The organism is Pseudomonas fakonensis (genome assembly GCF_019139895.1).
GTDB classification, from domain to species: Bacteria; Pseudomonadota; Gammaproteobacteria; order Pseudomonadales; family Pseudomonadaceae; genus Aquipseudomonas; species Aquipseudomonas fakonensis.
The window spans coordinates 3,206,146-3,232,245 of sequence record NZ_CP077076.1; the positions used below are offsets into that span (position 1 = coordinate 3,206,146).

General features: G+C 64.4%; 14 protein-coding genes and 2 pseudogenes. 4 read left to right on the plus strand and 12 right to left on the minus strand.

The window, feature by feature from the left end; translation table 11 throughout:
* Positions 1–7 precede the first annotated feature (7 nt).
* The 4 genes and pseudogenes from KSS94_RS14205 to KSS94_RS14220 form a co-directional block, all read right to left on the minus strand.
* A complete protein-coding gene (locus KSS94_RS14205) occupies positions 8–9,154 on the minus strand; it encodes a hemagglutinin repeat-containing protein (RefSeq protein ID WP_217838739.1) in 9,147 nt (3,048 codons plus the stop codon).
* Positions 9,155–9,178: 24 nt separating this feature from the next.
* The gene (locus KSS94_RS14210; protein ID WP_217838740.1) at positions 9,179–10,885 is read right to left on the minus strand and encodes a ShlB/FhaC/HecB family hemolysin secretion/activation protein; all 1,707 of its coding nucleotides are present in this window, start codon (positions 10,883–10,885) and stop codon (positions 9,179–9,181) included.
* A gap of 171 nt (positions 10,886–11,056) precedes the next feature.
* Positions 11,057–11,230 (minus strand): annotated as a pseudogene (locus KSS94_RS14215) (helix-turn-helix domain-containing protein); the annotation flags it as partial.
* A 66-nt stretch (positions 11,231–11,296) separates the two neighbouring features.
* Positions 11,297–11,839 carry a helix-turn-helix domain-containing protein gene (locus KSS94_RS14220; RefSeq protein ID WP_217838741.1) on the minus strand — a complete coding sequence of 181 codons (543 nt, stop codon included), beginning with the start codon at positions 11,837–11,839 and terminating at the stop codon, positions 11,297–11,299.
* Positions 11,840–11,989: 150 nt separating this feature from the next.
* Between KSS94_RS14220 and KSS94_RS14225 the strand changes: the two genes are divergently transcribed.
* Positions 11,990–12,772, plus strand: coding sequence for an aldolase (locus KSS94_RS14225; protein WP_217838742.1), 783 nt, complete (start codon positions 11,990–11,992; stop codon positions 12,770–12,772).
* Positions 12,773–12,805: 33 nt separating this feature from the next.
* Positions 12,806–13,696: a dihydrodipicolinate synthase family protein gene (locus KSS94_RS14230; protein WP_217838743.1), complete on the plus strand. Its 891-nt coding sequence runs from the start codon at positions 12,806–12,808 to the stop codon at positions 13,694–13,696.
* A 242-nt stretch (positions 13,697–13,938) separates the two neighbouring features.
* Here KSS94_RS14230 and KSS94_RS14235 read toward each other — a convergent pair whose 3' ends face one another.
* From KSS94_RS14235 to KSS94_RS14245, 3 genes and pseudogenes are all read right to left on the minus strand, one after another.
* Positions 13,939–14,586: a hypothetical protein gene (locus KSS94_RS14235; RefSeq protein WP_217838744.1), complete on the minus strand. Its 648-nt coding sequence runs from the start codon at positions 14,584–14,586 to the stop codon at positions 13,939–13,941.
* Positions 14,587–14,835: 249 nt separating this feature from the next.
* Positions 14,836–15,153 (minus strand): annotated as a pseudogene (locus tag KSS94_RS14240) (transposase); the annotation flags it as partial.
* A gap of 60 nt (positions 15,154–15,213) precedes the next feature.
* On the minus strand, positions 15,214–16,461 hold the full coding sequence (locus KSS94_RS14245; protein WP_217838745.1) for an IS256 family transposase: 1,248 nt from the start codon (positions 16,459–16,461) through the stop codon (positions 15,214–15,216).
* Positions 16,462–16,731: 270 nt separating this feature from the next.
* Here KSS94_RS14245 and KSS94_RS14250 point away from each other — a divergent pair, with 270 nt between their 5' ends.
* Together KSS94_RS14250 and KSS94_RS14255 are read left to right on the plus strand one after the other, a co-directional pair.
* Positions 16,732–17,379: a DUF1345 domain-containing protein gene (locus KSS94_RS14250; RefSeq protein WP_217838746.1), complete on the plus strand. Its 648-nt coding sequence runs from the start codon at positions 16,732–16,734 to the stop codon at positions 17,377–17,379.
* A gap of 272 nt (positions 17,380–17,651) precedes the next feature.
* A complete protein-coding gene (locus KSS94_RS14255) occupies positions 17,652–17,915 on the plus strand; it encodes a DUF1652 domain-containing protein (protein ID WP_217838747.1) in 264 nt (87 codons plus the stop codon).
* Here KSS94_RS14255 and KSS94_RS14260 read toward each other — a convergent pair.
* The 5 genes from KSS94_RS14260 to KSS94_RS14280 form a co-directional block, all read right to left on the minus strand.
* On the minus strand, positions 17,912–19,999 hold the full coding sequence (locus tag KSS94_RS14260; RefSeq protein ID WP_217838748.1) for a putative bifunctional diguanylate cyclase/phosphodiesterase: 2,088 nt from the start codon (positions 19,997–19,999) through the stop codon (positions 17,912–17,914). The two genes, KSS94_RS14255 and KSS94_RS14260, sit on opposite strands and share 4 nt — an antisense overlap.
* Before the next feature lie 172 nt (positions 20,000–20,171).
* Positions 20,172–21,092, minus strand: a complete 921-nt coding sequence (locus KSS94_RS14265) for an aliphatic sulfonate ABC transporter substrate-binding protein (RefSeq protein WP_302471831.1) — start codon at positions 21,090–21,092, stop codon at positions 20,172–20,174.
* A gap of 12 nt (positions 21,093–21,104) precedes the next feature.
* The gene (gene mgrA, locus KSS94_RS14270) at positions 21,105–22,148 is read right to left on the minus strand and encodes an L-glyceraldehyde 3-phosphate reductase (protein ID WP_217838750.1); all 1,044 of its coding nucleotides are present in this window, start codon (positions 22,146–22,148) and stop codon (positions 21,105–21,107) included.
* Positions 22,149–22,269: 121 nt separating this feature from the next.
* On the minus strand, positions 22,270–23,598 hold the full coding sequence (locus tag KSS94_RS14275) for an LLM class flavin-dependent oxidoreductase (protein WP_217838751.1): 1,329 nt from the start codon (positions 23,596–23,598) through the stop codon (positions 22,270–22,272).
* Positions 23,599–23,670: 72 nt separating this feature from the next.
* Positions 23,671–25,869: a TonB-dependent receptor gene (locus tag KSS94_RS14280; protein WP_217838752.1), complete on the minus strand. Its 2,199-nt coding sequence runs from the start codon at positions 25,867–25,869 to the stop codon at positions 23,671–23,673.
* Positions 25,870–26,100 lie beyond the last annotated feature (231 nt).

Below are 26,100 nucleotides of genomic sequence, written 5' to 3' on the forward strand. Positions count from 1 at the left end.
TCATCCTTCATAAAAGCCGAGGCAGCTCCGGCAACAACTTTGGATCGATCTGCCATCTGTCACGCAGTTTGATTATGCCTTCGTTGAACTCCTTCAGCGAACGGCTGCTGTCAATCAAGTTTTCAAGCTCCCTGTGGAACGTACCAGACCCTTCACGACCATGCCCGCCTGCCACACCATCTTTCGGGTTGATCCAGTTAAGTTCCGCGGTACGGGTGCGGAACCGCTGAATCTCGTCCATCGAAACCCCCCACTCCTTGAAGGTCGGTGCCCGGCACACCATGCACCACTCGTGAAGGCCTCCCGGCTTCCTGATCTGCCTTTCAATGGCGGGCTTGATCTTGGGGTCGGCCCAGAGCATGTTCAGCTCGTCGGGCGTCAGGTTATCGAACCAACGGCCGAAGTCACCCGAGGCATGGGTGGGGACCTTGCCATTAGGCAGCAGCTCATCCATCGAGCGCAGGGTCTTGCCTGTTCCAGCCACCTCGATCGGCCGCACCTCGGGCTTCTCGTTGACGACTGGGTTCTTGCCGCCCTTCATACTGGTAATGGTGCCACCCAGAATGCTGGCTGCCAGGTTGCCGCCACCAATCAGGTACTTGCCGTCGATGTCTGCGGTGCTCAGGTCACTGCCTTCCATGCGCACGGCAATGGCCTTGCCTACGTACTCCTGCATCGCCCCCAGCCGCTCCATCAGCGCCTGGCCAAGCGGCGTCTGCTCGGCAGCACTCATGGCCACCGCCTGTATCACGCCTTTCGGGCCCTGGGTCAGGGCCAGCACGATACCGATTGCCTGGGCCTTGTCCTGGTTGTCGTCGATGAATGCCTTGATGTTGGCCAACGAGCGCAGGTTGTCCTGCAGCATGGTCAAGGTTACCGTGCTGGGGTCAAGCTCCAGCGTGCCTGGCGGCAGCGGCTTGCCGAGGGTCTGATCGACCAACTGCTGAGCTTGCGCCAAGGTATCGGGCGGGATGTTCCAGAAGCGGCTCAGCTCGGCCAGCACGTTTTCCTGGAAGCCCTTGTCGGCCATCATCGCCTTGGCTTCACTGAGGCTCTTGCCGCCCAAAATCAGCTGCGCGAGGGTTTCGTTGGCGAAGTCCTTGGAGGTCAGGCGCGTGACATCGGAGCTCCACTCACGCCCGGTCAGCTCGTCCAGCCGATTGAGGGTCGCGTTCAGGCCGATGCTGGCGTCCTGGTAGTTCTTTTTCGCCGTCTCGTCGTACGACAAAAGCCCGTCGCGCCAGCGCTGCAAAGTCTCGTCGGCGTTGAGCACATCGCGTACCGAACTGTCACTCACATACAAGTCAGTGCGCGATTCATGGTCACGGGTGATCTCGTACGCCTTGTCCAGATCACGGTTCAGGCCGGCAGCCGAGTCCTTGCCGGTGCCGGCATCGTCGCGCACGATGATTTCACCGGCGCCGACCGTGGCGCGCACGATCTGCTCGCGATCCTTCTCATACTCCCAACCGCTAAGGTTGCCGCTGGTCTCGGTCTTGCCGTTGGCGCCTTGGGACCAACTGCCGCCGGCATTGAGGTAGTAGCCGTGCTCCTTGTCCTTGCCGGCGATGTCGCTGTAGCCGAGGGTGCCGGTGTCGAGCTTGAGGTTGCCGTTGTCGGCAGCGATCAACGCGCCGTCGATCTGGGTGTGGTTCTCGGTGCGGATATCGACTTTTTCATGACCGACGATACGTGTCTGGTCCTGCACCCAGTCGGTCTTGCCGGTGGTCTGGCCATAACCGAGCGAGCCGCTGGCACTGGCGCCGACCCCGACCGACACGATGGCACTGAGGTCGAACTCCTTGCCCTCGACCTTGCCGGTATCGGCCACCGAGGCCACGGCAAGGTCACCCCCTACGCGGCCGATCACCTCATTGCCATTGAGCTGCGCGCCGGCAATGGTGGTGTCCTTGCCACTGCTGAACTTGAGCTGGTCACCGGCATACAGGTAGGCCTGCTGCTGCTGCTGGCCTTCACGTTCCAGGTCGCCCTTGCCGATGTTGACGCTGGCGTAGAACCCGACCTTGCCGTCACCGAACGCCAGGCCCGCCTCACCGCCACCGTTGTGGCGGGTATGGCTGCTGTCGCTGTCGTTCTGTGCCGAGCGAATGTTCAGGTCATTGCCTGCCGCAATGTCGATGTCTCGCTCGGCGCTGACCTTGCTGCCGACGATATTGACGTCATGGCGGGCATCGAGCACCACATCGCGCCCGGCTGACAGCTCGCTGGACGTCGAAGTGCCTTGCACAGCATCTTGGTCGGCCACGCCATAGCTGCCACCGGCACCGATCTTGAAGCCGCCGCTGGTACCGCCATGGATGCCGCTCCAGCTTTGGCTCTGCTGGTTTTCCTGGGTCTGGCTGCCCTTGGCTACATCCAGGTTGATGTCGCGCCCGCTGATGGCGATGTCGCGCCCGGCCTGCAGTTGGCCACCGCGGATATTGACGTCGTTGCCGGCTTCCAGGTTGATGTCATTGCCGGCATCCAGGGTCGAGACCCGGTTGCCTTGGGTGACGCTGCGCTCGCTGGTGCTCTGCTTACTGGTACCCAGCTTGCCGTCGGCGGTGGGGCCGGCGAAGAACTGGCTGATGGTGTCCACCGCGCGCAGCACACTGGAGGCCTGGCTGACGCCATTTTCGCCCTTGCCTGCACCGTTGACCGCATCCTTGGTGTTGCCCAGGTTGTGGTTGATGGTCAACCCCAAGCCCTGGCGCTCCATTTCGCGCTGGCGCTCGACGATTTCCAGTTCACGGGCCGCGTCCAGGTTGATATCACCACCGGCGCGCAGGTTGATATCGTGACCGGCCTTGAAGTCGGAACCGGTCTGGTTGATATCGCCGCCAGCTTGAATGTCCAGGTCCTGGCCGGCCTTGATCTTGCTGGCTGAAGCCAGCTGTTGCTGCAGGCGGTCCTTCTCCTTGAGCTGTTCGGCGCCCAGGAACAGGCTGACCCCGTTATCGTCGCCAGACACCCCGATGCCGGTGCGTTTCTCACTCGACCAGTTGCCTTCGCTGTGGGTGTTCTGCGCCGCAGCGACGTTGACGTCACGCCCGGCATTCAGGCTGACGTTGCGCCCGGCGCTGATGCCGCTGCCCACCACGTTGATATCCCGCTCGGCGCGCAGGCTGGCATCTTGCTGTGCCTCCACCAGGCTGCCGACGCTGGTGCTGCTTTGCGCGTCCTGGCCGGCCTTCTTGGCAGAGGAAATCGACACGAAACCGCCCGATGCCGACAGGCCGGTCTTCTTGCGGTACTGCTCTGAATAGCTGTATGAGGTGTCGTTGGCCGCCAGCAGGTCGATGTCACCGTCCTTGTCGAGCAGGCCGGCGCGCAACTCTACGTCCTTCCCGGCACTGGCCTCACTGGCACGCAGGCGCACATCGCTGCCCGCGGCCACCACGATGTCGTTGCCGGCCTGCAGCTCGCTGGCCACCTGGGTTGCAGTGGTCTGCAACTGGCTCTTGCCGCTCTTGGACATGCCCAGGAAGCCGGACTTGGTCTTCTTGCTGTACTCGCCGTGCTCCTCGACCCCGGACACCACCGCAACGTCACCCTTGGCGCCGAGCATCAGGTCGCCCCCGGCACCGAGCTGGCTGCCGACCACACTGACGTTGCGCCCGCCGTCCAGGCTTATGCCGCCGCTCTGGCCCTTGCTGACGTTGACCGTGAGGTCGCCGCCGGCCTCGATCTCGGAGGCGACGTTGGTGCTGTGGTAGCTCTCTTTCTGGGTCGAGCTGCTGCGCCCGAACGAGCCTTTGCTTTTCTTCAGGTAGTACGAGGCGCTTTCGTCCTTGCCCGAGGCGATCAACAGGTCTTGGGCGGCGTCGAGGTCGACGTGGCCCTCAGCCTTGACCTTGCTGGCGACGATGGCCATGTCACGGCCGGCGTTCAACGTCACATTGCTGCCGGCCTGCAGCGTGGTGCCCACCTGCTGGATGCGGTCTTCGGTCTGGGTGACCTTCTTGCTGCGGCTGTCCATGTGGCTTTCGTTGGCCGCCGCCACCAGCTTCACATCGTTACCAGCCTGAACCGACAGGTTACGCCCGGCCTGAACAGTGCTTGCCGTCGCGTTGGCATCGTTACCGGCCAAAAGGCGTACGTCCCCTACGGCCCGGAGGCTGGAGCCCAGTTGGGTGATGGTTTCGTCGGTGCGCAACCCACGGTGGATGGCCTGTTGGGTCAGGGTGCGGTCCTGCACTGCCTGCAGGTTGATATCCCCACCCGCCATCGCCGCCAAGTCACCACCGCTGGCCAGGCTGCCCTTGTTGGTCAGGTCGCCGCCGGCATCCAGGGTCATGCCGCTGCGTGCGCTGATCTGCGAACCGGCATCCACCCGCGTGACACTGCCCGCGCCTACCGCGACTTCGGTGGCAGTACGGTCGTTGACGATGTCGCCCTTGACCGCCATCAGGTCGACCTGGTTGCCGCGGATCTCGCCTGCCAGGGCATTGCGAATGCTGTCCTGGGCCATCAGGGCCAGGTGTTCGTTGGCCTGTACCAAGCCGCCCTGGTACAGGCTGCCGCCGGCGACGGCGCTGAGGTCTTCGCTGGCGCGCAAGGTGCCGACGTTCTTCAGGTCGCCACCGGTCACCAACTGCAGGTCGCGACCCTGGATCAAGCTGCCGCCGCGCAGGTTGCGTGCATTCACCTTGGCCAGGTAAAGCACCGGGGCCAGTACGGTCTGGCCGTCGACCACGCGCTCTTCCATCCACACGATGTCATGGGTCAGCGCAGCCACTTGCTGGGAGGTCAGCCCCACACCCACGCTCAGGCCCAGGGCGTCCTTGCTGGCCACTGCGTTGTCCATCAGGTACTTGAACTGCTCGTAGTCGCTGTTCAGACCGTCAGCGAGGAAGCGCTGGCCGGTTTGCGCCAATACCGCGTCAGCTACCAGGCGCGTTTCGTAGCGGCCATCGCCCAAGCGCCGCCAGGCCTGGTCAGCGTCAAAGCCAAGCTGTCCGAGCAAGTAGTCCGAGGCCATGAAACGGCTGAGGTTGGTAAGCTCGGGATTGGTCTCGATCAGGTAGCTTGAGGTTGGGTTCTGGCTGCGCACGAACAGCCCGTACTCACCCTGTGGCAGGTGGAAGCTCGGCAGCGCCGTGGGGTCAATGCTGACGAACGGCGCGCCGCTGAAATCCACAGGCACGAAACTGACCTGGGTGCTGCCGTCGGCAGCGGTAGTTTCGATGCGCTTGACGTCCCGGGGCAGGCCTGGGTCGCCGGCCTGGGTGCCGAGGGTCACCTGTACGCCGCCAGCGCCATTGGCGGCACTGTCCAGTGCCTTGCCGGTGAGCTGGGCATTGCTGTGTGGGTCGAGGGTGCCGTTGACCAGCTCGCCGCTGACGTTCAACGCCACCGTGCCCCCGGCCTGCACGGTACCGGCATAGGCGGTGTCGGTGCCCGGCAGGATGCGGGTATTGGTGCTGGATACCGGGTAGCGAGTCACTGCGGTCGGGATTGCTGCCTGCTGGTCTGGCGGCAGGTTCCTGTTTCGCGCGTTCCAGCTGTTGGTGGCCGCTTCGGCAACCCGATAGGCACTCTGGCTCACGCCGTGCAGCCAGTAGCTGACTTCCTCGACCTGGTTGTCCAGGGTCAGGCCGCGGTTGTAGAAATTCACCGCCTTGGCGCTGAGATTTCCGTTGGCCGCCAGCAGGCTTTGGCGGTTGTCCACGGTGAGGGTGTCGAGGGTCAGGTCGCGGTTGGCCAGCAAGCGCGCTGCAGGGGAATCGCTTTCGACAGTCCCCTTGTAAGTGGTAGTGACGATGTAGAACCCGGTGTGCTCATCACCACTGCAGTCGGTGCAGTTGATGCGAATGTAGCGTTCGGCGACGGTTTTGCCCGGTACGAACACTGCCTTGGCGTTCTCCAGGCTGTCGGTCTTGATGTCGATGCTACCTTCGCTCTCGATGCTACCCGAAAGGTTCTGCAGGCTCTGCGCCCTGCCCTCGTCCAGCCCGGCAAAGCTCAAGTCACCCTTGCTGTACAGGTCGGCATAGCGGTTGAGCAGGCTGGTGCTGCGCAAGGCCAGGGCGCCGCCAGCGAAGGTCAGGCTGTTGTCCTGATTCTCGATGCTGGCGGCGCGCAGAGTGACGTTACCCTGGGCACCGAGGGTGCCCAGGTTGACGATGCTGCCCGCATTAACCTGCAAGGTGCTGCTGCTGGTCAGACGCCCCTGGTTGCTCAACGCACCGGCCAGTTGCAACAGCATCGGGCCGCCGCTGGCGATGCGGCCACCGGCCTGGGTCAGGCTGGCGCCTTCGATGTGCATGCCTTGCAGGCTCGAGATCAAGCCCTGGTTGGTCAGGGCGCCGCCCATGCTCAGGGTCAGCGTGCCGTCGCTGAGCAGTTCGCCGGCATTGTTCAGGCTGCCGCCGCCCAGGCTCAGGTTAGCGGCGCTGGCAATGCGTTCACCGGCATTCAGGGCGATGCTCTGCAGCCCGCTGATGTCGAGGTTGCCGTTCAGGTGCCAGGTGCCGACACCCTCGACCGTCGCCAGGTTGAACTGGCCAGTGCCCTGCCCGCGCACGCTGCCTTGGCCGCCGGTGAAGCTGGCAGCGGTCAGTTGCAGCTTGCCGGCCCCGGCGTGCTCGATGCTGCCGCCCTGGTTGAGCAGGCTGGCGGCCTGGATGTCGAAATCGCCGGTGGCGCTGGCGATGCGCCCGCCCTGGTTGTCGAGCAGGCCGGTCAGGCGCAGGCTGGCGGCATCACCCTGGTGGGCGATCAGCCGGCCGTTCTGGCTGTTGTCCAGGCTCTGCCCGACCAGCACCACGGCCTGGCTGGCTTCGAGCAGGCCGTTGCGGTTGGTCAGGCGCTGCACGGTCAGTTGCAGGTTGCCGGCAAGGCTGCTGATCGCGCCGCCGCTGTTGTCGGCATCGCCGGCCACCAGGGTGACGCTGCTGGCGCTGATGCTGCCCTGCTGGTTATCCAGGCGCCCGTCACCGAGCAGCAACTGGGCGCTGGAGCCACCTGCCAGCAGCGTGCCTTGCTGGTTGAGCAGGCGCGCGGTACTCACCTTGAGCCCGCCGCTGCCGGCCAGCACCTTGCCCCCAGCGCTGTTGTCGACGCTGGCGCCGGCCAGTTCAACCGCGCTGCCCAGCACCTGGCCGCCGCGGTTGTCGAGGCTGCCGTTATTGGCGTCTAGCTTGACCTGTTGCTGGGCAACCACCGTGCCGGCCTGGTTGCTGAGGCCGCCAGCGCCGACATCGACGGCGCCTTCGGTGGCCTGCAGGCGGCCACCGTCGTTGTTCAGCAGGCCACCGGTAATGGCGCTCAGTGCGCCCTGTTCGGCCACTACCCGGCCATTCTGGCGGTTGTCGAGGCTGTCGCCAGTGATACCGACGCTGGCACCGAGCATGGCGCCATTGACGTTGCGCAGCTCGCCACCATTGACCTGCAAATGGGTGCCGGCCTGCAGGGTACCGGCGCTGTTGTCCAGCAACTGGCGGCCGGTAACGGTGGCGCTGCCTTCGGTGGCGACGATGCTGCCGCCATTGTTGTGCAACTGCTCGGCGCTGGCCTGCACGGTCTTGCCCACCAGGCTGCCGCCCTGGTTGCTGAGGGTGCCGGCTGTGACCTGCAGGTCGCTGGCGGAGACCTTGCCGCCCTGGTTGTCCAGCCCGTCGACGTGGATTTCGACGACACCGTCACTGGCCATCAGCCCCTTGGCGCTGTTGTTGACCTCGCCACCGGCCACGGTCAACTGGTCCACGCCCACCACCTTGCCGCCCTGGTTTTGCAGGCGTTCGCGGGCCGTCACCGCAGCGCTGCCGGCACTGCTCAAGGCGCCGGCGTTGCGGTTGTCGATGAGCCGGGCTTCAGCCTGCAGGTGCTGGTCGGCCAGCACCTGCCCGCCCTGGTTGAGCAAGGTATCGGCATCGACCACCAGTTGCCTGCCCTTGAGGGCGCCGCCGGTGTTGTCGAGGGTTCCGCTAACCGTCGCCTTGAGCTCGCGGCTGGCAACCACCTGGCCGCTGTTGGCAAGCCCGCTACTGGTAAGTACCAGGTCACCGGCCTGGTTGCGGCTGTTGTCGGCCTCGACACCCGCCTCGATCACCCCGGTATTGCGCACCTGCTGCCCATCGACGCTCAGGCGATCCCGTGCTGCCAGGCTCTTGTGCACCTGCACGTCGCCGGCACTGCGCACGCTGGCATTGCCACCGGCATAAGTGGTACCGGCCAGTTCCACCTGCGCGGCGTTGATATTCAGGTTGGCGCTGGCACTGGCGTTGCCCAGGGTAAGCTTGCCGTTGGCGTCGATGTTCAAGTCACCGGCGCTGGCCGCCATATCGCCGGCCACCTTCACCCCCACACCCTGCTCGGTACCCACCAGGCGGATGGTGCCCGCGTACATGCCGCCCAGCGCCGAGCTGTCGATGGCCAGGGTCGGCGCCTGGCTGCCATCGCTGGCGCGGGCCGTGGCCTTGAGCGTGTCGGCGTCGACATCGTTGCGGCCGGTGACGATATCGAGCTTCTTCGCATGCAGCTTGGCGTTGATCTGTGCGCTGCGGGTGATCAGCTCGAATCCGTCGATATTGCTGGCATTGAGCCCTGCCCCCTCGATGGCGATGGCACCGCCATCGACCTGGTAGCCGGCGAGCCGGCCATTGTCCAGCACCGGCTTGCCGGTGGTGAGGGTGGCTCGCGGCGTGTTGATGAAGCCGCAACCGTCACAGCTGATGCCGTGGGGGTTGGCGACGATCACCCGGGCGCTCTGCCCAGCCACTTCGGTGTAGCCCTGCAGCCGGCTGGCGTTGGCGCCGGTGACCTCGTTGAGGATGGTGCCGGCGGCTTGCCCTTGCAGGTTGGTGTTGCCGAGAATGATCCCGCCCAGTTGGGTGGCCTGGGTGCGGTTGGTGGCGTTGTTGAGGATCACACCTTCGCGGCCGACGTTATAGTCGCTGAAGCGGTTGTGTGAGAGGCCGCTGCCGTTGGGGGCGGCGATATTGACCACCGGTACGCCGTTGCCGGCCTGACCGAGCGTAGTGTTGGAGCCGCTTACGGCAATCCCGTCTGCTTGGGCCCATAGCGGCTGCCAGAACATGGCGTTGGCCAGCAGTATTGCCAGGCCGCGCTTGGGCAGGCCACAAAAGCGGTCACGTGGGGCCAACCTGGCAGAAGGTTGGCGGGCCATGAAGGCAAACAGACGAACGTCCATGTCAGGTCTCGCGGATCAGGTAGGTCAGATGAAGAAGTCGAGGCGGAAGAACACCGGGCGTTCTTTCTCGGTCAACACGCCAGGGCGCTCCAGGGTGTGGGCGAAGGTGACGCTTGCACCGAGGTGTTCGCCACGGGCGAACAGCTCCAGCGAATGGCTGCTGGCACGGCCGTGGTACTCGCCGTTGTAGCGGTCGTTGCTGATCACGCCCAGGTCGTACCCCAGGCCCAGGCCATACTGGCTGAACACCGGTCGCAGTGGCTGCCAGGCCACCTGGCGGGTCCAGCGCAGGTCGCTGCGCCAGTAGCCACCGCTGTCACCGGACAGCGACTGCTCGCGCAGGCCGCGGATCGACGCCAGGCCGCCCAGGCTGATGCGCTGGGGGCTGAACAGCACATCCTCGCTATGCTGGCCGGTCGCCATGCTGCTGAAGCTCAACTGCTCACCCCACAGGCTGAAGCCCTGAACGTAGCTGAGGGTGGCGCTGTACTTGCGATAGCGCGCCACCGGCTCGCCGGGATACGGGTGGCCGTTGCCTTGGGCGTCGAAGGCACCGATGCCCTGCTGCATGCCCAGGTCCAGGTTGACGAAGGCGTTGCCAAGGCGCCGGCCGTGGTTGATGCCGAACTGCGCTTCGCTGAGGCGGTTGCTGCTGCCATCGAGGCGGCTGCCTTCGATGTAGTTGTTGGTGCGCAAGTGCGAAAGCCCGGCGCTGAGCGAGGTCTTGCTGGTTGCGTCGCGGTGGACCACGCGCTCGGCCCGAACTTGGTGGCTCTGGCTGTCGCCGGTCTGCTTGAACGGGTAACCCTGGGCGAAGAACTGCGAGCGGTACTCGCTTTCGCTGTAGTTGTAGCTGAAGTTCCACCAGCCCCACGGCAGGTTGTAGTAGAGCATGCCGTTCTTCGAGCCCTGGGTGTGGTCGCTGACCACATCATGGCCACCACGTACCACCAGCTGGTCAGCCAGGCCCAGCGGGCTGTCCCACTCCAGGCCGAGGTTGAGCATCTGCTCGCCGGTGCTCGGCTGGCCTTCGTTGTTGCGCGACAACGAGGCACGCCAAGGCTTGGCCTGGGTGTTGCGGACCAGCACCTGGGTGCCGCCGACGTCATTGCCGGGGGTCAGCTCCATCTGCGCCTGGTTGGAGGGCAGCCGGTTGAGCTGGTCGACCATCTGCTCGATCTGGCGCAGGTTCAGCGCCTGCCCTGCCGTGCCGGGGAAGGCCATGCCCAGCTCGCGTTGCGAAAGGCCGCTGTCTTCGGCCGGAGCCATGCCCTCCAGCCGTCCCTCGACCACCAGCACTTGCAGGTGGCCAGCGGACAGGTCCTGCTGCGGCAGGTACGCGCGGCTGGTGACCATGCCGCGTTCCAGGTACAGGTTGGTCACCGCTTTGAGCAATTCATTGAGCCGTGCAACCCCGAGGCACTGGCCGACAAAGGGCTGGATGACGCGCGCGCGCTCGGCGTCGGACAGGCTGTCGGCCCCCTTGAGCTCGATGGTGCGGATGTCGAAACAACGCTGTTCTTCAGGGCGCGGCTGTGTGCCGGGGGCCTCGGTTTTACCTGGCAGGTTGCGCAACTCCTCAAGGCGGCGCTGCTGCTCTTCGAGCAAACGGTTCTGGCGTTCGCGGATCAGGTCCTGGTCACCAGGAGAGGCCCAGGCAGCCGGGTTGAACAGGCTGGAAAACAACAGGCACAGGGCGAATGCTTGCCCATGGCATTGGGGGCGTGCCATCTATCCTTCCTTGGAAGTAAAAAGGGGCGATGCTAATTGGCCATTATTCCGGCGTCAATTTCCATGGCGTTTTTCTGACTGACGGCCGGAACGCTCCTACAGACAGGCGTTTTCATCCAGAGTTTCCGGGCTGCCACAAGTTATATGGCACTGGTTGCCATGGGGCTTTGGTCAACCACCGCCCCGATAATGCCCGGGCGTCGCCGCCAGCTGTTTCTTGAACGCCCGCTGCAGGCGCGCCTGGTCGGCAAAACCTGCCTCCAGGGCCACCTCGGCGATGAGGCGCTCCAGCCGCAGTTGCGCCCGGGCGTGTTGCACCCGTTAATCCAGCAGGTAACCGTGGGGCGGGCCTCGACAAAGGGCAATGCCGGGTCACGCCAGAACCGCGAAACCTCGATCATCGCCCTGCCCTCACCCTTCGCCGCCCTGCACCACCACCAGCAACTGCGCCTGCTGCTCGCCCACCGAGCGCAGGCGGTGCGGGGTCTGGGCATTGAAATGCAGGGCATCGCCGGCCTCCAGCAGCACCCGCTCGCTCATGAAGTCCACCTCGACCTGGCCTGCGTGAACGAACAGAAATTCCTCGCCCTCGTGCTCCTTGAAAGTCGGGTCGCTGAACTCGGTGGGGGGCTGAATCAGGAACGGCAGCAGGCTGCGCTGGCCCACCTGAGAGGTCAGCACCGCATAACCCGGGCCATCACCGCCGCCCACCAGCGCCTGGCGCTCTGCACTGCGCACCAGGCTGTAACGGGCCTGGCCCTGCGACTCGTCGGCGAAAAGCTCCTCGACGTTGACGTTGAGAGCCTTGGCCAGCTTCAGCGCCGCCGCGATCGACGGCGTGTTCAGGCCACGCTCCACTTTCGACAGGTAGCTTTTGGTCATGCCGGACTTGTCGGCCAGCAGCTCAAGGGTGACCCCCAGTTTTTTTCGCAGCAATTTCAGTCGATTGGACATGTGACGCGGGTTTCCCGGAAGAACGCACTTGCGCATGACACATTGTGTCATGTAGTTTTATTTGTGTCATTTAACCGGCCCCCTGCACCGTCGAAAGCAAAGGGGGCCCGGACCTGACTTCCATCCATTCGCCACGCAGGATTGACCCCAATGGCCGATACCCTGACACACAGCAAGCAGCAGTTGGTGCAAAAAGCACTGACACAGATGCAAGGCACGCTCGCGGATAATACGTGGACTGTACGTGAAAAGCTGGCCCTGACCTGCCGAATTCTGTTCGACCATGGCCACGACTCGGGCCTGGCCGGGCAGATCAGCGCCCGCGGCCCGCAGCCGGGTACCTTCTACACCCAGCAACTGGGCCTGGGCTTCGACGAAATCAGCGCCGGCAACCTGTTGCTGGTCAACGAAGACCTCGAGGTGCTCGAAGGCCAGGGCATGCCCAACCCGGCCAACCGCTTCCACAGCTGGGTGTACCGTGCCCGCCCGGATGTGCATTGCATCATCCACACCCACCCCACCCACGTGGCCGCGTTGTCGATGCTGGAAGTACCCCTGCAGGTGTCGCACATGGACCTGTGCCCGTTGTACGAGGACTGTGCGTTTCTCGAAGCCTGGCCGGGCGTGCCGGTGGGCAACGAGGAAGGCGAGATCATCAGCGCGGCGCTGGGCAGCAAGCGCGCCATCCTGCTCTCGCACCACGGGCAGTTGTCGACCGGTACCAGCATCGAGCAGGCCTGCGTGTATGCGCAGTTGATCGAGCGGGCCGCACGTTTGCAATTGCTGGCCATGGCCGCCGGCACCATCAAGCCGATCGACCCAGCGCTGGGTCGCGATGCCCACGACTGGATCGATCGGCCCAAGCGCCATACCGCCGCCTTCAACTATTACGCCCGGCAAGCGCTGCGCCAGCACGCCGACTGCCTCGCCTGACCCATACTTGCCTTGCCTGCGGAGCCTCAAACCATGACCACTGAATTTCACGGCATCATCGGCTACACCATTACCCCGTTCAGCCATGACGGCGAACAACTCGACCTGCCGGCCCTGGGCCAGTCCATCGATCGCCTGATCGAAGGCGGCGTGCATGCCATCGCGCCATTGGGCAGCACCGGCGAAGGCGCCTACCTGAGTGACGGCGAATGGCAGCAGGTCGCCCAGTACAGCCTCGAGCGCATAGGCCGGCGCGTGCCGAGCATCGTCAGCGTCTCCGACCTGACCACCGCCGGCGCCGTGCGCCGGGCACGCTTTGCCCAGCAGCACGGCGCCGATGCGGTGATGGTGCTGCCGGCCGCCTACTGGAAGCTCAGCGAGGCCGAGATCGTCCAGCACTACCGCAGCATCGGTGCGGCCATCGACCTGCCAATCATGCTCTACAACAACCCCGCCACCAGCGGTACCGACATGCCGGTGGAGCTGATCCTGCGCATCGTGCGCGAAGTGCCCAACGTGACCATGGTCAAGGAGAGCACCGGCGACATCCAGCGCATGCACAAGCTGCAAGTGCTCGGCGAGGGCCAGGTGCCGTTCTACAACGGTTGCAACCCCTTGGCACTGGAGGCGTTCGTCGCAGGCGCCAGTGGTTGGTGCACGGCGGCGCCGAACCTGATCCCGGCATTGAACCTGAGCCTGTATGAGGCGGTGCAGGCAGGCGAGCTGGAGCAGGCCCGGGCGCTGTTCTACCGGCAGTTGCCGCTGCTGAACTTCATCCTCAAGGGCGGCCTGCCGGCCACCATCAAGGCCGGGCTTGGCATGACCGGGCTGCCGGTGGGTGAGCCTCGGCGGCCGGTGTTCGGGCTGAATGAGCAAGGGCGCGCAACCTTGGCGGCGCTGCTTGAGCAACTGCACCAAGGTTGAGCCTGATCGCCGGCAAGCCGGCCCTCATGGAACCAAATCCAAACCTTTGATTTATAGCGTTCCCGTGGGAGCGGGCTTGCCCCGCGATAGCGATGCTGAGGCTGAGGCTGACACCGCTATCGCGGGGCAAGCCCGCTCCCACGCTGTGTTCCCTATGCGCCAGCGCAGCCCGCAGGGCTGGATAATCTCCTACAGGGTGTGCACAAGCCCTGCAAGGGCCGGCTTGTCGGCGATAGCGCTGGTCAGTCGCACACCCGCTCCGGCGCCACAACCCCCACTAGCGGAAACGGCACCGTCAACCTGCCCTGCCCCTCGCCGAACGCCACCAGCTTGCGCACATCGAAGCGGCACACCGGCCGTACGTTATCCCCCTGCCCGATAGCCCCCATGCCAATGGTGACCTCGTAATCACGCCCAGCCTCCAGGGTGTAGACCCGCGCATCCGCCGCACAGTACACCCCGCGCCCCAGCGAGGTACCGGCACCGGCGCCGAAAGTGGCGAACTGGAAGGGTACGTTGGCGGGCACCCGGTATTCGGCGACCACTTCTTCATAACGCCCTTCGGCCATGCGGATGGTCGGCGTGAGGCTGAGCAAGGGGGCGGAGGTGCGTTCAGGCATACCGAGCTTGGGGGGCGATACGGGGTACTGCGGGTAGTTTTGCAGTGGCTTGCCCGATGAGAAGCGGCCCGCGGATACCATTTCGTGGCGCACTTTGGGCGCGCACTGGCCAGTCATGGGGTCGCCGAACACGTCGGAGTTGCTGATGATCCTTACCTTGGCGCTGGCGGCCGAAGTCGGCGGCTCTACGTAGGGTTGGGTCTGGAAGCCCGAGCAGCCGGTCAGCGTGGCGAGCAGCAGGGTGCCCAGGGATGGCGAAACCTTGTTCATCGGTGCTCCTGGTGGGGCATGAGGGGGCGTTGGCGGGGTGGGTAATGGTAATTAGCCAGCCTGGGGGTGGTCAAATGCGTTCGGGCTCGGGGCTTATGGTGATTTTTTTGGGAGATGTTCGCGTATTCATTGACGATAGAGGCTTTTCGTCACATTTGCGCCCTTACGACGGGTAACTTTGGACGGCGGGACTGTCAGATTTTTTGTGTGCGGGCCGGTAACGGCCTGCCGTCAGGCAGGCCCTGATTCTCACCAGGTCGGCCTGATGAACCGATCTCCATACAGAATCGCGAATTGATTCATCGCGCTTTTCCAGTCATGGGCCGGCTTTCCCCAATTGGCTGTTATGTTGCGCAATCCCAGCCAGATCAGTTTGGTCGCTGCGTCATCATTCGGGAAATGCCCGCGAGTCTTGATGACCTTGCGTAGCTGGGCGTTGATGCTCTCGATGGCGTTGGTGGTATAGATCACCTTCCGGATGGCGGGCGGGAAAACAAAGAATGGAATCACGCGATCCCAAGCCCGTCTCCAAGCAGCCACCACCGTTGGATATTTCTCGCCCCACGGGACTGTCAGATTTTTTGTGTGCGGGCCGGTAACGGCCTGCCGTCAGGCAGGCCCTGATTCTCACCAGGTCGGCCTGATGAACCGATCTCCATACAGAATCGCAAATTGATTCATCGCGCTTTTCCAGTCATGGGCCGGCTTTCCCCAATTGGCTGTTATGTTGCGCAATCCCAGCCAGATCAGTTTGGTCGCTGCGTCATCATTCGGGAAATGCCCACGAGTCTTGATGACCTTGCGTAGCTGGGCGTTGATGCTCTCGATGGCGTTGGTGGTATAGATCACTTTCCGGATGGCGGGCGGGAAAACAAAGAATGGAATCACGCGATCCCAAGCCCGTCTCCAAGCAGCCACCACCGTTGGATATTTCTCCCCCCACGGCCCGTTCTCAAACTCATCGAGTGCTTGCTCAGCCGCTTCAGCATTGATGGCTTGGTAAATCGGCTTCAGCTCCTTGGCCAGAGCTCGCCGCTTGTCCCAGGCCGCGAAGTCGAGGCTGTTGCGGATCAGGTGCACGATGCACGTTTGCAACGTCGTCTCTGGAAACACGGCACTGAGAGCCTCTGGCATACCTTTGAGGCCATCGGTCACGGCAATCAGCACATCTTCGACACCGCGCGTCTTGAGATCGTTAAAGACCTTCATCCAAAACTTCGCACCCTCGGTGTTCTCGATCCAGATGCCCAGGATATCTCGCGTTCCGTCGGGAAGAACGCCCAGGGCCAAGTAAATGGCCTTGTTGCGCACCAGGCCCTCTTCGCGGATCTTCACCCGCAGCGCATCGAAGAAAATGACCGGGTACATCGGCTCCAGTGGCCGCTGTTGCCACGCGCCAATCTCGTCCATGACCTCGTCTGTCACAGAGCTGATGAAGTCGGGTGAGACCTCTGTTCCATACTGCTCGGACAGAAAGGCTCGGATCTCTCTGACCGTCATTCCACGGGCGTACATGGCGATGATCTTGTCATCGAAACCGGTGTAACGCCGCTCATGCTTGGGGATCAGAATGGGCGCAAAACTACCGTCTCGATCGCGAGGGATTTCCAGTCGTAGCGGGCCATCGCCGGTCAAAACCGTCTTGCCACTCTTGCCGTTACGCTGATTGGTTTCATCCGCCGGGCGCTGCGCGCCCGGCGGATAACCCAGGTGGTGACCGAGTTCGGCACTCAAGGCACGCTCGATCAAGGCCTTCTTGAACGCCGCTGAGGCATCCTCGATTGCTTCTGCGGACATCAGGCCCTCGCCGAACTGCTCCAGCAGCTCTTTGGGGATTTTTGGCAGGTCACGCAAGGGTTTCTTTTTGGTTGGCATACATGCACCTCTTACTCATGTTATGCCCGAACACAAAATTTCTGACACCCTCTGGACGGCTCGGCGCCCCCGCCCAAAATAACCAAAGCCACCGTAAGGGCGCAAAGGTGAATAAGCGGCACTACAAATAATGAATGCGCATACAACTCTAAAAACCAACCAACACCAGTTCAACAGCTCAACATCATGACCAACTACGCCCCCCAAACAATCCAAACCCCCACCATGATCTACAGTTGCAACACCCCCGCAAAAATACGACAAGGCAGCATGGCCCTCCACCACCTGACCCGCACCCACCCCCGCCTGAGCATCGCCACCCTGTCCGGCCTGATCGGCGCCTGGCTGATCCCCGCCGCCGATCCCGTGCAACACATCCTCACCGGCTGGAACATCGGCGTCTGGCTGTACCTGCTCATGGTCCTGTGGCTGAGCCTGCGAGCCTCCGCCGACAAAGTGCGCAAAGTCGCCCGGATCGAGGACGAGAACGCTGCCCTGGTATTGATCACCGTCAGCGTCGCTGCCATCGCCAGCCTGGCCGCCGTAACCCTGCAACTGGTGTCGAGCCGCGGCCTGGAAGGCAGCGCCCTGGCCCTGCACTATCTATATACCGGCCTGACCGTGGCCGGCTCCTGGCTGCTGATCGGCTGCATCTTCAGCCTGCACTACGCCCGGCTGTTCTACACCGGCGACCGCCACGAACCACCCCTGCGCTTCGCCGACGGCGAGCGCAACCCCGACTACTGGGACTTTCACTACGTGTCATTCACCATCAGCGTCGCAGTGCAGACCTCGGACGTCGGCATCGGCGGGCGCGCCATGCGCCGCGTGGTGCTGGCGCACTCGCTGGTGGGGTTCGTGTTCAATACGGCAATTCTGGGCTTCACCATCAATATCGCTGCCGGCTTGCTCGGCTAAGCGAACGCGGCTACCGCCGGTCCGAAACCCCTGTAAAAAAACCAGCCGCCCCACTCCCCCCCGAACCCACCTGGAAAACGTTTGCCCGGCCCTGGCACGCCTGCGCCCAACCATGACAGCGGTGTGACCGAAGTCATGCATTAGCACATTTGTCATATTTTCCCCGGATCGTGCCCAAGGCAACTGCTATGGTTAGGTTCCCCACGGCCAGGTACGGCCATGCGGTTCCACCGTCGAATCACCGCGTTCAAGGCATGAACAAGGAGGCTGGCATGAACAAGATGACGTTCCCCAACGCCTGCCAGGTGATGCGCTGGCATTTCCATCCACTGGGCTTCGAAGCCACCATGGATGCGCCACGCAGCATGGTCGCCCGGCTGTTCGACCGGGCCACCGGCGAAACCCTGCTGGCGGTCGCCGGTATCCCTTGTGCCGCGATCATGGCCGCTACCGATGTGGAGCGGATCATCGAAGCGGTGGAAGCCGAGATGGAGACCTTCGACTTGCAACTCAGCCCGCTGCGGGACGCGGTCTAGCCAAGCTGCTTCTGGCGTTCGCGCAACCCTTCCAACCCCGCCATGAACTCCTCGGCCGGCACCGGCTGGCCGAGCAGGTAGCCCTGCAACGAATCGCACCCCAAGCGGGTCAGGAAGTCCTGCTGGCGGTCGGTTTCCACGCCTTCGGCGACAATCCGCAGCCCCAGCGCCTGCCCCAGGGCGACGATGGCCGAGACGATCGCGGCATCGTCGCTGTCCTGCTCCAGGTCACGCACAAAGCCACGGTCGATCTTCAATTCGTTGGCCGGCAGGCGCTTGAGGTACATCAGGCTGGAATAGCCAGTACCGAAATCGTCGATGGACAGGTCCACGCCCATGTCGGACAACCGCTGCAGCACCGTAAGGCTGGCGTCGGCATCGCGCATGGCGGTGGTTTCGGTGATTTCCAGGGTCAGCCGGTTGGCCGGCAGGCCATTGTCGTTCAACGCACGGGCCACACTGTCGACCAGCCCGGCATGGCAGAACTGAATGGCCGACAGGTTCACCGCAATGCGCCAATCAGCATGGCCCAGGTCCATCCACTGGCGCATCTGCCGGCAGGCCTCGGCCAGCACCCACTCGCCAATGGGGATGATCAGGCCGGTCTTCTCGGCAAGGCCGATGAACCGGTCCGGCAGCATCAGGCCGTGCTGCGGGTGCTCCCAGCGCAACAACGCCTCGGCGCCGATCGGCCGGCGCGCGACGGCACCGAACTTGGGCTGGTAATGCAGGCGGAACTGCCCCTGCTCCAGTGCCGCGCGCAAGTCCTGCAGCAGCTGCAATTGCTGGCGAGCGTTGCTGTTCATCGAGGCGTCGAAGAAGCTGTAGCCGTTCTTGCCGGCGCTCTTGGCGTGGTACATGGCGGCGTCGGCGTTGCGCAGCAGCTCCTGCTGGTCCAGGCCGTTGCCCGGGTACATCACGATGCCCACGCTGGCCGACAACTGCAGGTCGTGCTCGGCCACACGGAACGGCCTGGACACCAGGTTGACCTGCTTGACCGCCACGCCCATGGCGTCATCCGGCTCCTGCAACTCCACCAGCAGCACGAACTCGTCACCGCCGATGCGCGCCAGGGTGTCCTGGCTGTGCAGGTGCCCGCGCAAACGCGCCGCCACGGCCTTGAGCAACTGGTCGCCGACATGGTGGCCAAAGGCGTCGTTGACCGGTTTGAAGCCGTCCAGGTCGATGAACATCAGCGCAAAGCAGCCGCCCTGCTCGGCCACCCGGCCCATGGCCTGGTCGATGCGGTCAGCCAGCAGCGTGCGGTTGGGCAAACCGGTGAGGGTGTCGTGCAGCGCCAACTGGGTCAGCTCCTGGTTGGCCAGGGTCAGCGAGCGCGCAAGCTCGGCGGTGCGAGCCTCCAGGCGGGCATCCAGCACCGAGGTGAGCAGCGCTACCGAGAGCACAGCCAGGGTGGTGATCAATACGAGATAGTCCAGCCCGTCACCGGCCAGGCCATTGGGTAATGCACCGCAGAAGCTGCCTTCGGGGAAGCTGGCTGCAGCCATGCCGGTGTAATGCATACCAACGATGGCCACGCCCATCACCACCGCGGCCACGCCACGGATTTGCCGCACGTAGGGCGTCTGCCGGCGCAGGCGGAAGGCAATCCACAGCGCCGCCGCCGAGGCGCCCACCGCTATGGCCAACGAAGCACCGAACAGCGCCGGGTCGTAATCGATGCCCGGCTGCATGCGCAGCGCCGCCATGCCGGTGTAGTGCATGCAGGCAATGCCGCTGCCCATCACCAGCGCGCCGAACCCCAACTGCAGGCAGGGCAGTTTCGGCTGGCTCACCAGCCACAGGGCAAAGCCCGAGGACAGCACTGCAATCAGCAGCGACAGCGCCGTCAGCGTGGTGTCGTAGCCCAGGCTGATCGGCAGGCTGAAGGCGAGCATGCCGATAAAGTGCATCGACCACACACCAATGCCCATGGCCAGCGCACCGCCCACCATCCACAAGTGGACCGCCCGCCCCTTGGCCGTGGCGATGCGGCCGGTAAGGTCGAGGGCGGTATAGGAGGCAAGAATGGCCACGCACAGCGAGATCAACACCAGCGAGGAGGAGTAACTACCGGTCAGCATGGGGGCTTCCACGAACAGCCCAGGATATAGGGCCGAAAAAGCCGATGATTGTACTCAAGCTTTGGCGAAACGCACGGGGTTTTCGTGGGGTTGAGTGGTTGCGCGGCATACGCATGATGGCACCCGCTTTGCCGGTGATCGCGGGCAAGCCCGCGCCTACAGGGCCCACTGTCTATGGCTGGTGCCAGACCGCTGCGCGGATATCCACCGGCTTGGGCAACACCCGGTTGTCGAAGAACAACTGCGCGGTCTTTTGCTGCGCGGCCACGATCTGGTCGCTCACTGGCAACACCGGTGATGCCGGGCGGTGGGTAAAGCTGCGCCGCACCACGGCTTCGGGCAAGCCCATGAAGCTTGCCAGCACCTCGATGCTGCCCGCCTCGTCGCTGCGGGTCAGCGCCTCGGCCCGGGTGATCTCGGCCAACAACTCACTGACAAACTGCGGATGTGCCTGCACATAACCCCGCGCCCCGAGCATGAACGGCCCGATCAGCCCCAGCCCTTGCCCGTCCGTCAACAGCCGCGCCTTGCCCTCCAGCTCGATGGCCGAATAGAACGGGTCCCAGATTGCCCAGGCATCCACGCGGCCGCCCTCGAAGGCCGCGCGGGCATCGGCCGGGGCCAGGTACACCGGCTGCACGTCGGCCATGCGCAGGCCTTCCCGGGCCAGTGCGCGCAACACCAGGTTGTGGGCACTGGAGCCCTTTTGCAGGGCAATGCGCTTGCCCTTGAGCGCCGCCACCGAGGTGATCGGGCTGTCCTTGGCCACCAGAATCACCTCGGCCTGGGGCTTGGCCGGCTCGGCACCGATGTACAACAGGTCGGCGCCGGCTGCCTGGGCGAAAATCGGCGGTATGTCACCGGTGGCGCCGATATCCAGGCTGCCGATGTTCAGTGCCTCGAGCATCTGCGGGCCTGCCGGGAACTCGATCCATTCCACTCGGGTGGCCGGGAAGCGCTGCTCCAGCAGACGGTGCTGCTTGGCCAGCACCAGGCTGATCGAGCCCTTCTGGTAACCGATACGCAGGCTGGCCGGGTCGCCCGCCAGTGCGCCGCCGGCCACTACCGCCAGCAACAACAGGGCAATACGCATGAAAGCCATGCTTCACTCCTTCCAGTCGGTCGAGGGCTTTTCCCACAGGTTGACCCCGCCTTCCACCGCATACCGGTCGATCTCGGCCAGTTCCTCAGCCGTGAAGGCCAGGTTGTCCAGGGCGGCGACGTTCTCGGTGATCTGCTCGGGGCGGCTGGCGCCGATCAATGCCGAGCTCACCCGCGCATCGCGCAGGGTCCAGGCCAACGCCAACTGCGCCAGGCTCTGACCACGACGCCGGGCGATGTCGTTCAGCGCCCGGGCGCGTGCCAGGTTGGCTTCGCTCAAGTGCCCGGGTAACAGCGAACCGCCTCCGGCGCGGTTGACCCGGGCGTCGGCCGGGATGCCGTTCAGGTACTTGTCGCTGAGCAACCCCTGGGCCAGCGCGGTGAACACGATGACCCCGGCACCGACCTCGTCGGTTGTAGCCAGCAGGTCGCGCTCGATCCAGCGGTTGAACAGGTTGTAGGAAGGCTGGTGGATCAGCAGCGGCACCTTCAGCTCATCCAGCAACCCGGCGATTTCCCGGGTTTTGCCCGCCGAGTACGACGAGATGCCGATATACAGCGCCTTGCCCTGGCGCACGATATCGGCCAGGGCGATGGCGGTCTCTTCCAGCGGCGTGTCCGGGTCGAAACGGTGCGAGTAGAAGATGTCGACGTAGTCCAGGCCCAGGCGCTTGAGGCTCTGGTCGAGGCTGGCATGCAGGTACTTGCGCGAACTGCCGCCCTGCCCGTATGGCCCAGGCCACATGTCCCAGCCGGCCTTGCTGGAGATGATCAGCTCGTCGCGGTGGGCATGCAGGTCCTGGCGCAGCAGGCGGCCGAAGTTGCTTTCGGCACTGCCGTAGGGCGGGCCGTAGTTGTTGGCGAGGTCGAAGTGGTTGATGCCGGCATCGAAAGCCGTGCGCAGCAAGGCGCGCTGGGTGTCGAGGGGCGTGGCGTCGCCGAAGTTGTGCCACAGGCCCAGGGACAGCGCCGGCAGTACCAGGCCGCTGCGGCCGACGCGGCGGTACGGCATGCGGGTGTAGCGTTCGGGGTTGGCGGTGTAAGTCATGCTGACTCCTTGATGACTGGCCCCTGTAGGAGCCGGCTTGCCGGCGATGGCGTCAGTTCAGGAAACGCTGTTGCCTGGGCGGGCCTCATCGCCGGCAAGCCGGCTCCTACAGGGGGCTGTTTCAGGTGAAGTACGGGTTGGCCGGGCGTTGCAAGCCCAGGTGCTCGCGCAAGGTGCGGCCCTGGTACTGCTTGCGCAACAGCCCGCGGCGTTGCAGCTCGGGCACCACCTGCAGGGCGAAATCCTCAAGCCCCAGCGGCAGGTGCGGCACCAGAATGTTGAAACCGTCGGCGGCGCGGCCCTCGAACCACACCTGCAACTGGTCGGCGATCTGCAGCGGGGTGCCGACCAGGCTGAAGTGCCCTCGCCCACCCGCGATGCGCTGGCCGAGCTGGGCCAGGGTCAGGTGCTCGCTGCCGGCAAGCTCGGTAAGCAGTTGCTGGCGGCTGCGCTGGCCGTCTTCGGTGGGCGGCAGCTCGGGCAGCGGGCCATCCAGCGGGTAACCCGAGAGGTCGAAGTTGCCCAGCATGCGCCCGAGCAACGCCACGCCCACGCGCGGGTCGACCAAGGCCTGGAACTGTTCGGCCTTGTCCTGGGCTTCGGCCTCGCTGCGGCCAACCACCACGTACACGCCGGGCATGATCTTCAGGTCGTCTTCGCCGCGCCCATAACCGGCCAGGCGGCCCTTGAGGTCGGCGTAGAACGCCTGGGCGCGGGCCAGCGATGGCTGGGCGGTGAACACCACCTCGGCGCTTTCGGCAGCCAGCTCACGGCCGGTTTCAGACGACCCCGCCTGCACCAGCACCGGCCGCCCCTGGGGTGAGCGGGCAACGTTCAGCGGGCCCTGCACGCGAAAGTGCTCGCCGGCATGGCCAAGGGCGCGCACGCCGTCGGGCCTATGAAACTGGCCGCTGGCCTTGTCGCGCACAAAGGCGTCGTCCGCCCAGCTGTCCCACAGCCCCTGCACCACCTGCTGAAACTCCCAGGCGCGGGCGTAGCGCTCGGCATGGGGAATGTGCGCATCACGGCCAAAGTTGCCGGCCTCGGCGGCAGCGTCGGAGGTCACCAGGTTCCAGCCGGCCCGCCCACCCGACAGGTGATCGAGGGAAGCGAACTTGCGCGCCACGTGGTAGGGCTCGTTGTAGCTGGTGGTGGCGGTGGCGACCAGGCCGATGCGTTCGGTTACCGTGCTCAGCGCCGACAACAGGGTGAGCGGCTCGAAGTACACCGAGCGGGCGCTGTGGCTGGCCAGGGCATCGTTGGGCGCAGCCACGCTGTCGGCAACGAACAGCGCATCGAAGCAGGCGTTTTCGGCGATCTGCGCCGCGCGCCGGTAGACGCTGAAGTCCAGCGGGTCGGCGGGCACGCCCGGGTGGCGCCAGGCCGCGACGTGGTGCCCGGTGGCCATCAGGAAGGCGCCGAGGCTGAGTTGGCGGGTGGAAGTGGTCATGAGTACCTCTGCTGACAGTTCGATTGCCGGGGCCGCAACGCGGCCCCGCCCTGCACGCAAAGCAGGTTCTGCTTAAAAGTCCTTGCGCAACTGCACGCCGAAATAGCGCCCGTCATCCCGCGGCACGGCGCGGTAGATGTAGTCGCCGCCGCTGGCCAGCATCTGCGCGTACGACTTGTCGCCCAGGTTCTTGCCCAGCAACGCCACGCGCCAGCCGTCGTTGTAGTCGGCCAGGGCAATGCTGGCGTTCCAGATGCCGTAGGCGCCCTGCACGGTGTCGGGGTTCTGGTCGAGGCTGAACTGCACCGCGTCCTGCCAGCTGTAGTCGCTGGACAATTCCAGGTCCAGGCCGTTGTCCAGCGGGATGCTGTAGTCGGCGCGCAGGTAGCTTTTCCAGTCCGGGGTGAATGGCAGGTGGCCGCCGTCGATGTTGCAGTTGGCCGCCGCCCCCACCGGGCAATTGAAGTGGTCTACCCGCGCTTTGGTGTAGGCCACGGCCGCCGACAGCTTGAGCTGGCGGGTGGCCTGGAAGCTGGCGTCCAGCTCCACGCCCTGGGTCTTGACCTTGCCGGCATTGACCAGGCGGGTCACCACCTGGTTGGCCACGGTGTCGAAGAAGTTGGCCTGGTAGTCGTCGTAGTCGGTATGGAACACCGCAAGGTTGGCCACCAGGCGGTTGTCCAGTGCGGTGCTCTTCAGGCCCACCTCGTAGGCATCGGAGGTTTCTGGCTTGAGCGCGCCGGTATCGCGCGGCTGCATGTTGAAGAACACGTTGTAGGCCGGGCCCTTGTAGCCGCGCGAATAGGTGACGTAGCCGGTGAGGTTGTCGTTGAAGTCGTATTGCAGGCCGGTACGACCGCTCCAACCGTCTTCGTCCACCGAGCCGCTGCTGGCAGTCGAAGGCTGAATGCCGGTGACCGCGGTGGCCGAAGTCGAGACCCGGCGGTGGTCGTATTCAAGGTCGTCGTGGGTCCAGCGCAAGCCGAAAATGGCACGCAAATCGTCGGTGAAGTTGAAAGTGTTCTCACCGAACAGCGCCACGCTGTCGTTGGTGGTGGAGTAGTCGGCGCGCCCGCTGTTGGCGACGCCAGCATTGACCGACAGGCGTTGGTACACCTCCTTCGAGGTGCCGTGCATGTAGAAGGCGCCGAGCACGTACTCGTTGAACTGGCCCTTGGGCGAGGTCAGGCGAAACTCCTGGCTGTACTGGTCGTAGTCCACCGTGCCCTTGTCATGGGAGGCGGTCAGCGGCAACAGCGCGCGGCGGTCGCCGTCCTGGTACTGGGTGTTGTCCCAGCCGCGCCAGGCGCTGATGGAGGTCAGGGTATAGTCGCCCAGTTGCCAGTCGAGCTGGGCCGACAGGCCTTGGTTTTCATCTTCGACATGGGTCTTGAAGTCGCTGCTGATATCGCGGTTGTGGGCGCTGGGCACCACGCCGCCAAGCTGGTTGGTAAAGGCTGCGCTGGCTTTGGTTACCACACCGCTGGGCAGGCTGTCCTCGCCTTTCATGTAGTCGGCGATCAGGGTCAGGCGCAGGTCTTGATTGGGTTCGAACTCCAGCTTGCCGCGCACGCCCTTGCGCGCGTAGCCGTTGACGTCGTGGCCGTTGGCGAGGTTCTCGACATTGCCGTCGAAGTCGGCCCACAGGGTGCTCAGCGAGCCCTTGAGCTGCTCGCTCAGGCGCCCGCCGATGCCGAAGCGCAGGCGGTTCTCGTCACCGCCGCCAAAGTGCGAGTAATCCACGTAGCCGTGGGTCTGCTCGGGGATGGCCTTGCTTACCACATTGAGCACCCCGGCCGAGGCATTCTTGCCGAACAACGTGCCCTGCGGGCCGCGCAGCACCTCGATGCGCTCAAGGTCAAGCAGGTCCAGGGTGGACTGGCCCGGACGGCCAAACACCACGCCATCCACCACCGTGGCCACGGTGGGCTCGACCCCTGGCGAGGTGGAGATGGTGCCCACGCCACGGATGAACAGCGAAGTGTCCTTGTTCGAAGCACCGGCGCGGTAGTTGAGGGTGGGAACCTGCTGGACGATGCTGGCGACGTTGTTGCGGTTGTCGCGTTCCAATTGCTCGCCGTCGACCACCGACACGGCCACCGGCACCTTCTGCAGCGGCGCTTCGCGGCGGGTGGCAGTGACGGTTACCGCCTCCAGGGCAGCAGGCTCAAGCGACTCGGCCGCCTGGGCGCCCAAGGTAGTGAGCAGTATTGCGGTGGCCAGCGGCGCACGGCGAAGGTTGGGGAAAGACGGTATGCGGCTTGTCTGCATGATGCTCACTGCCTTGAAAGACCAGACGGAAGGAAAAGCTGTGGTTGTCTGGTCTCGCTCGTGCGAGTGGCAGGCGCTTGCCAACAGCAGCGCTTGGTAGCGCTAACAGGACAAAGTATCTGAGGCCTTTGGTTAGCAGGTCAAATACTAAAAAACGATCTGTTTATGCATTATGGTTCTTTGTAACCGTACGCGTGGTTAGCGCTAACATCCGCCCTTTGTACACGGATG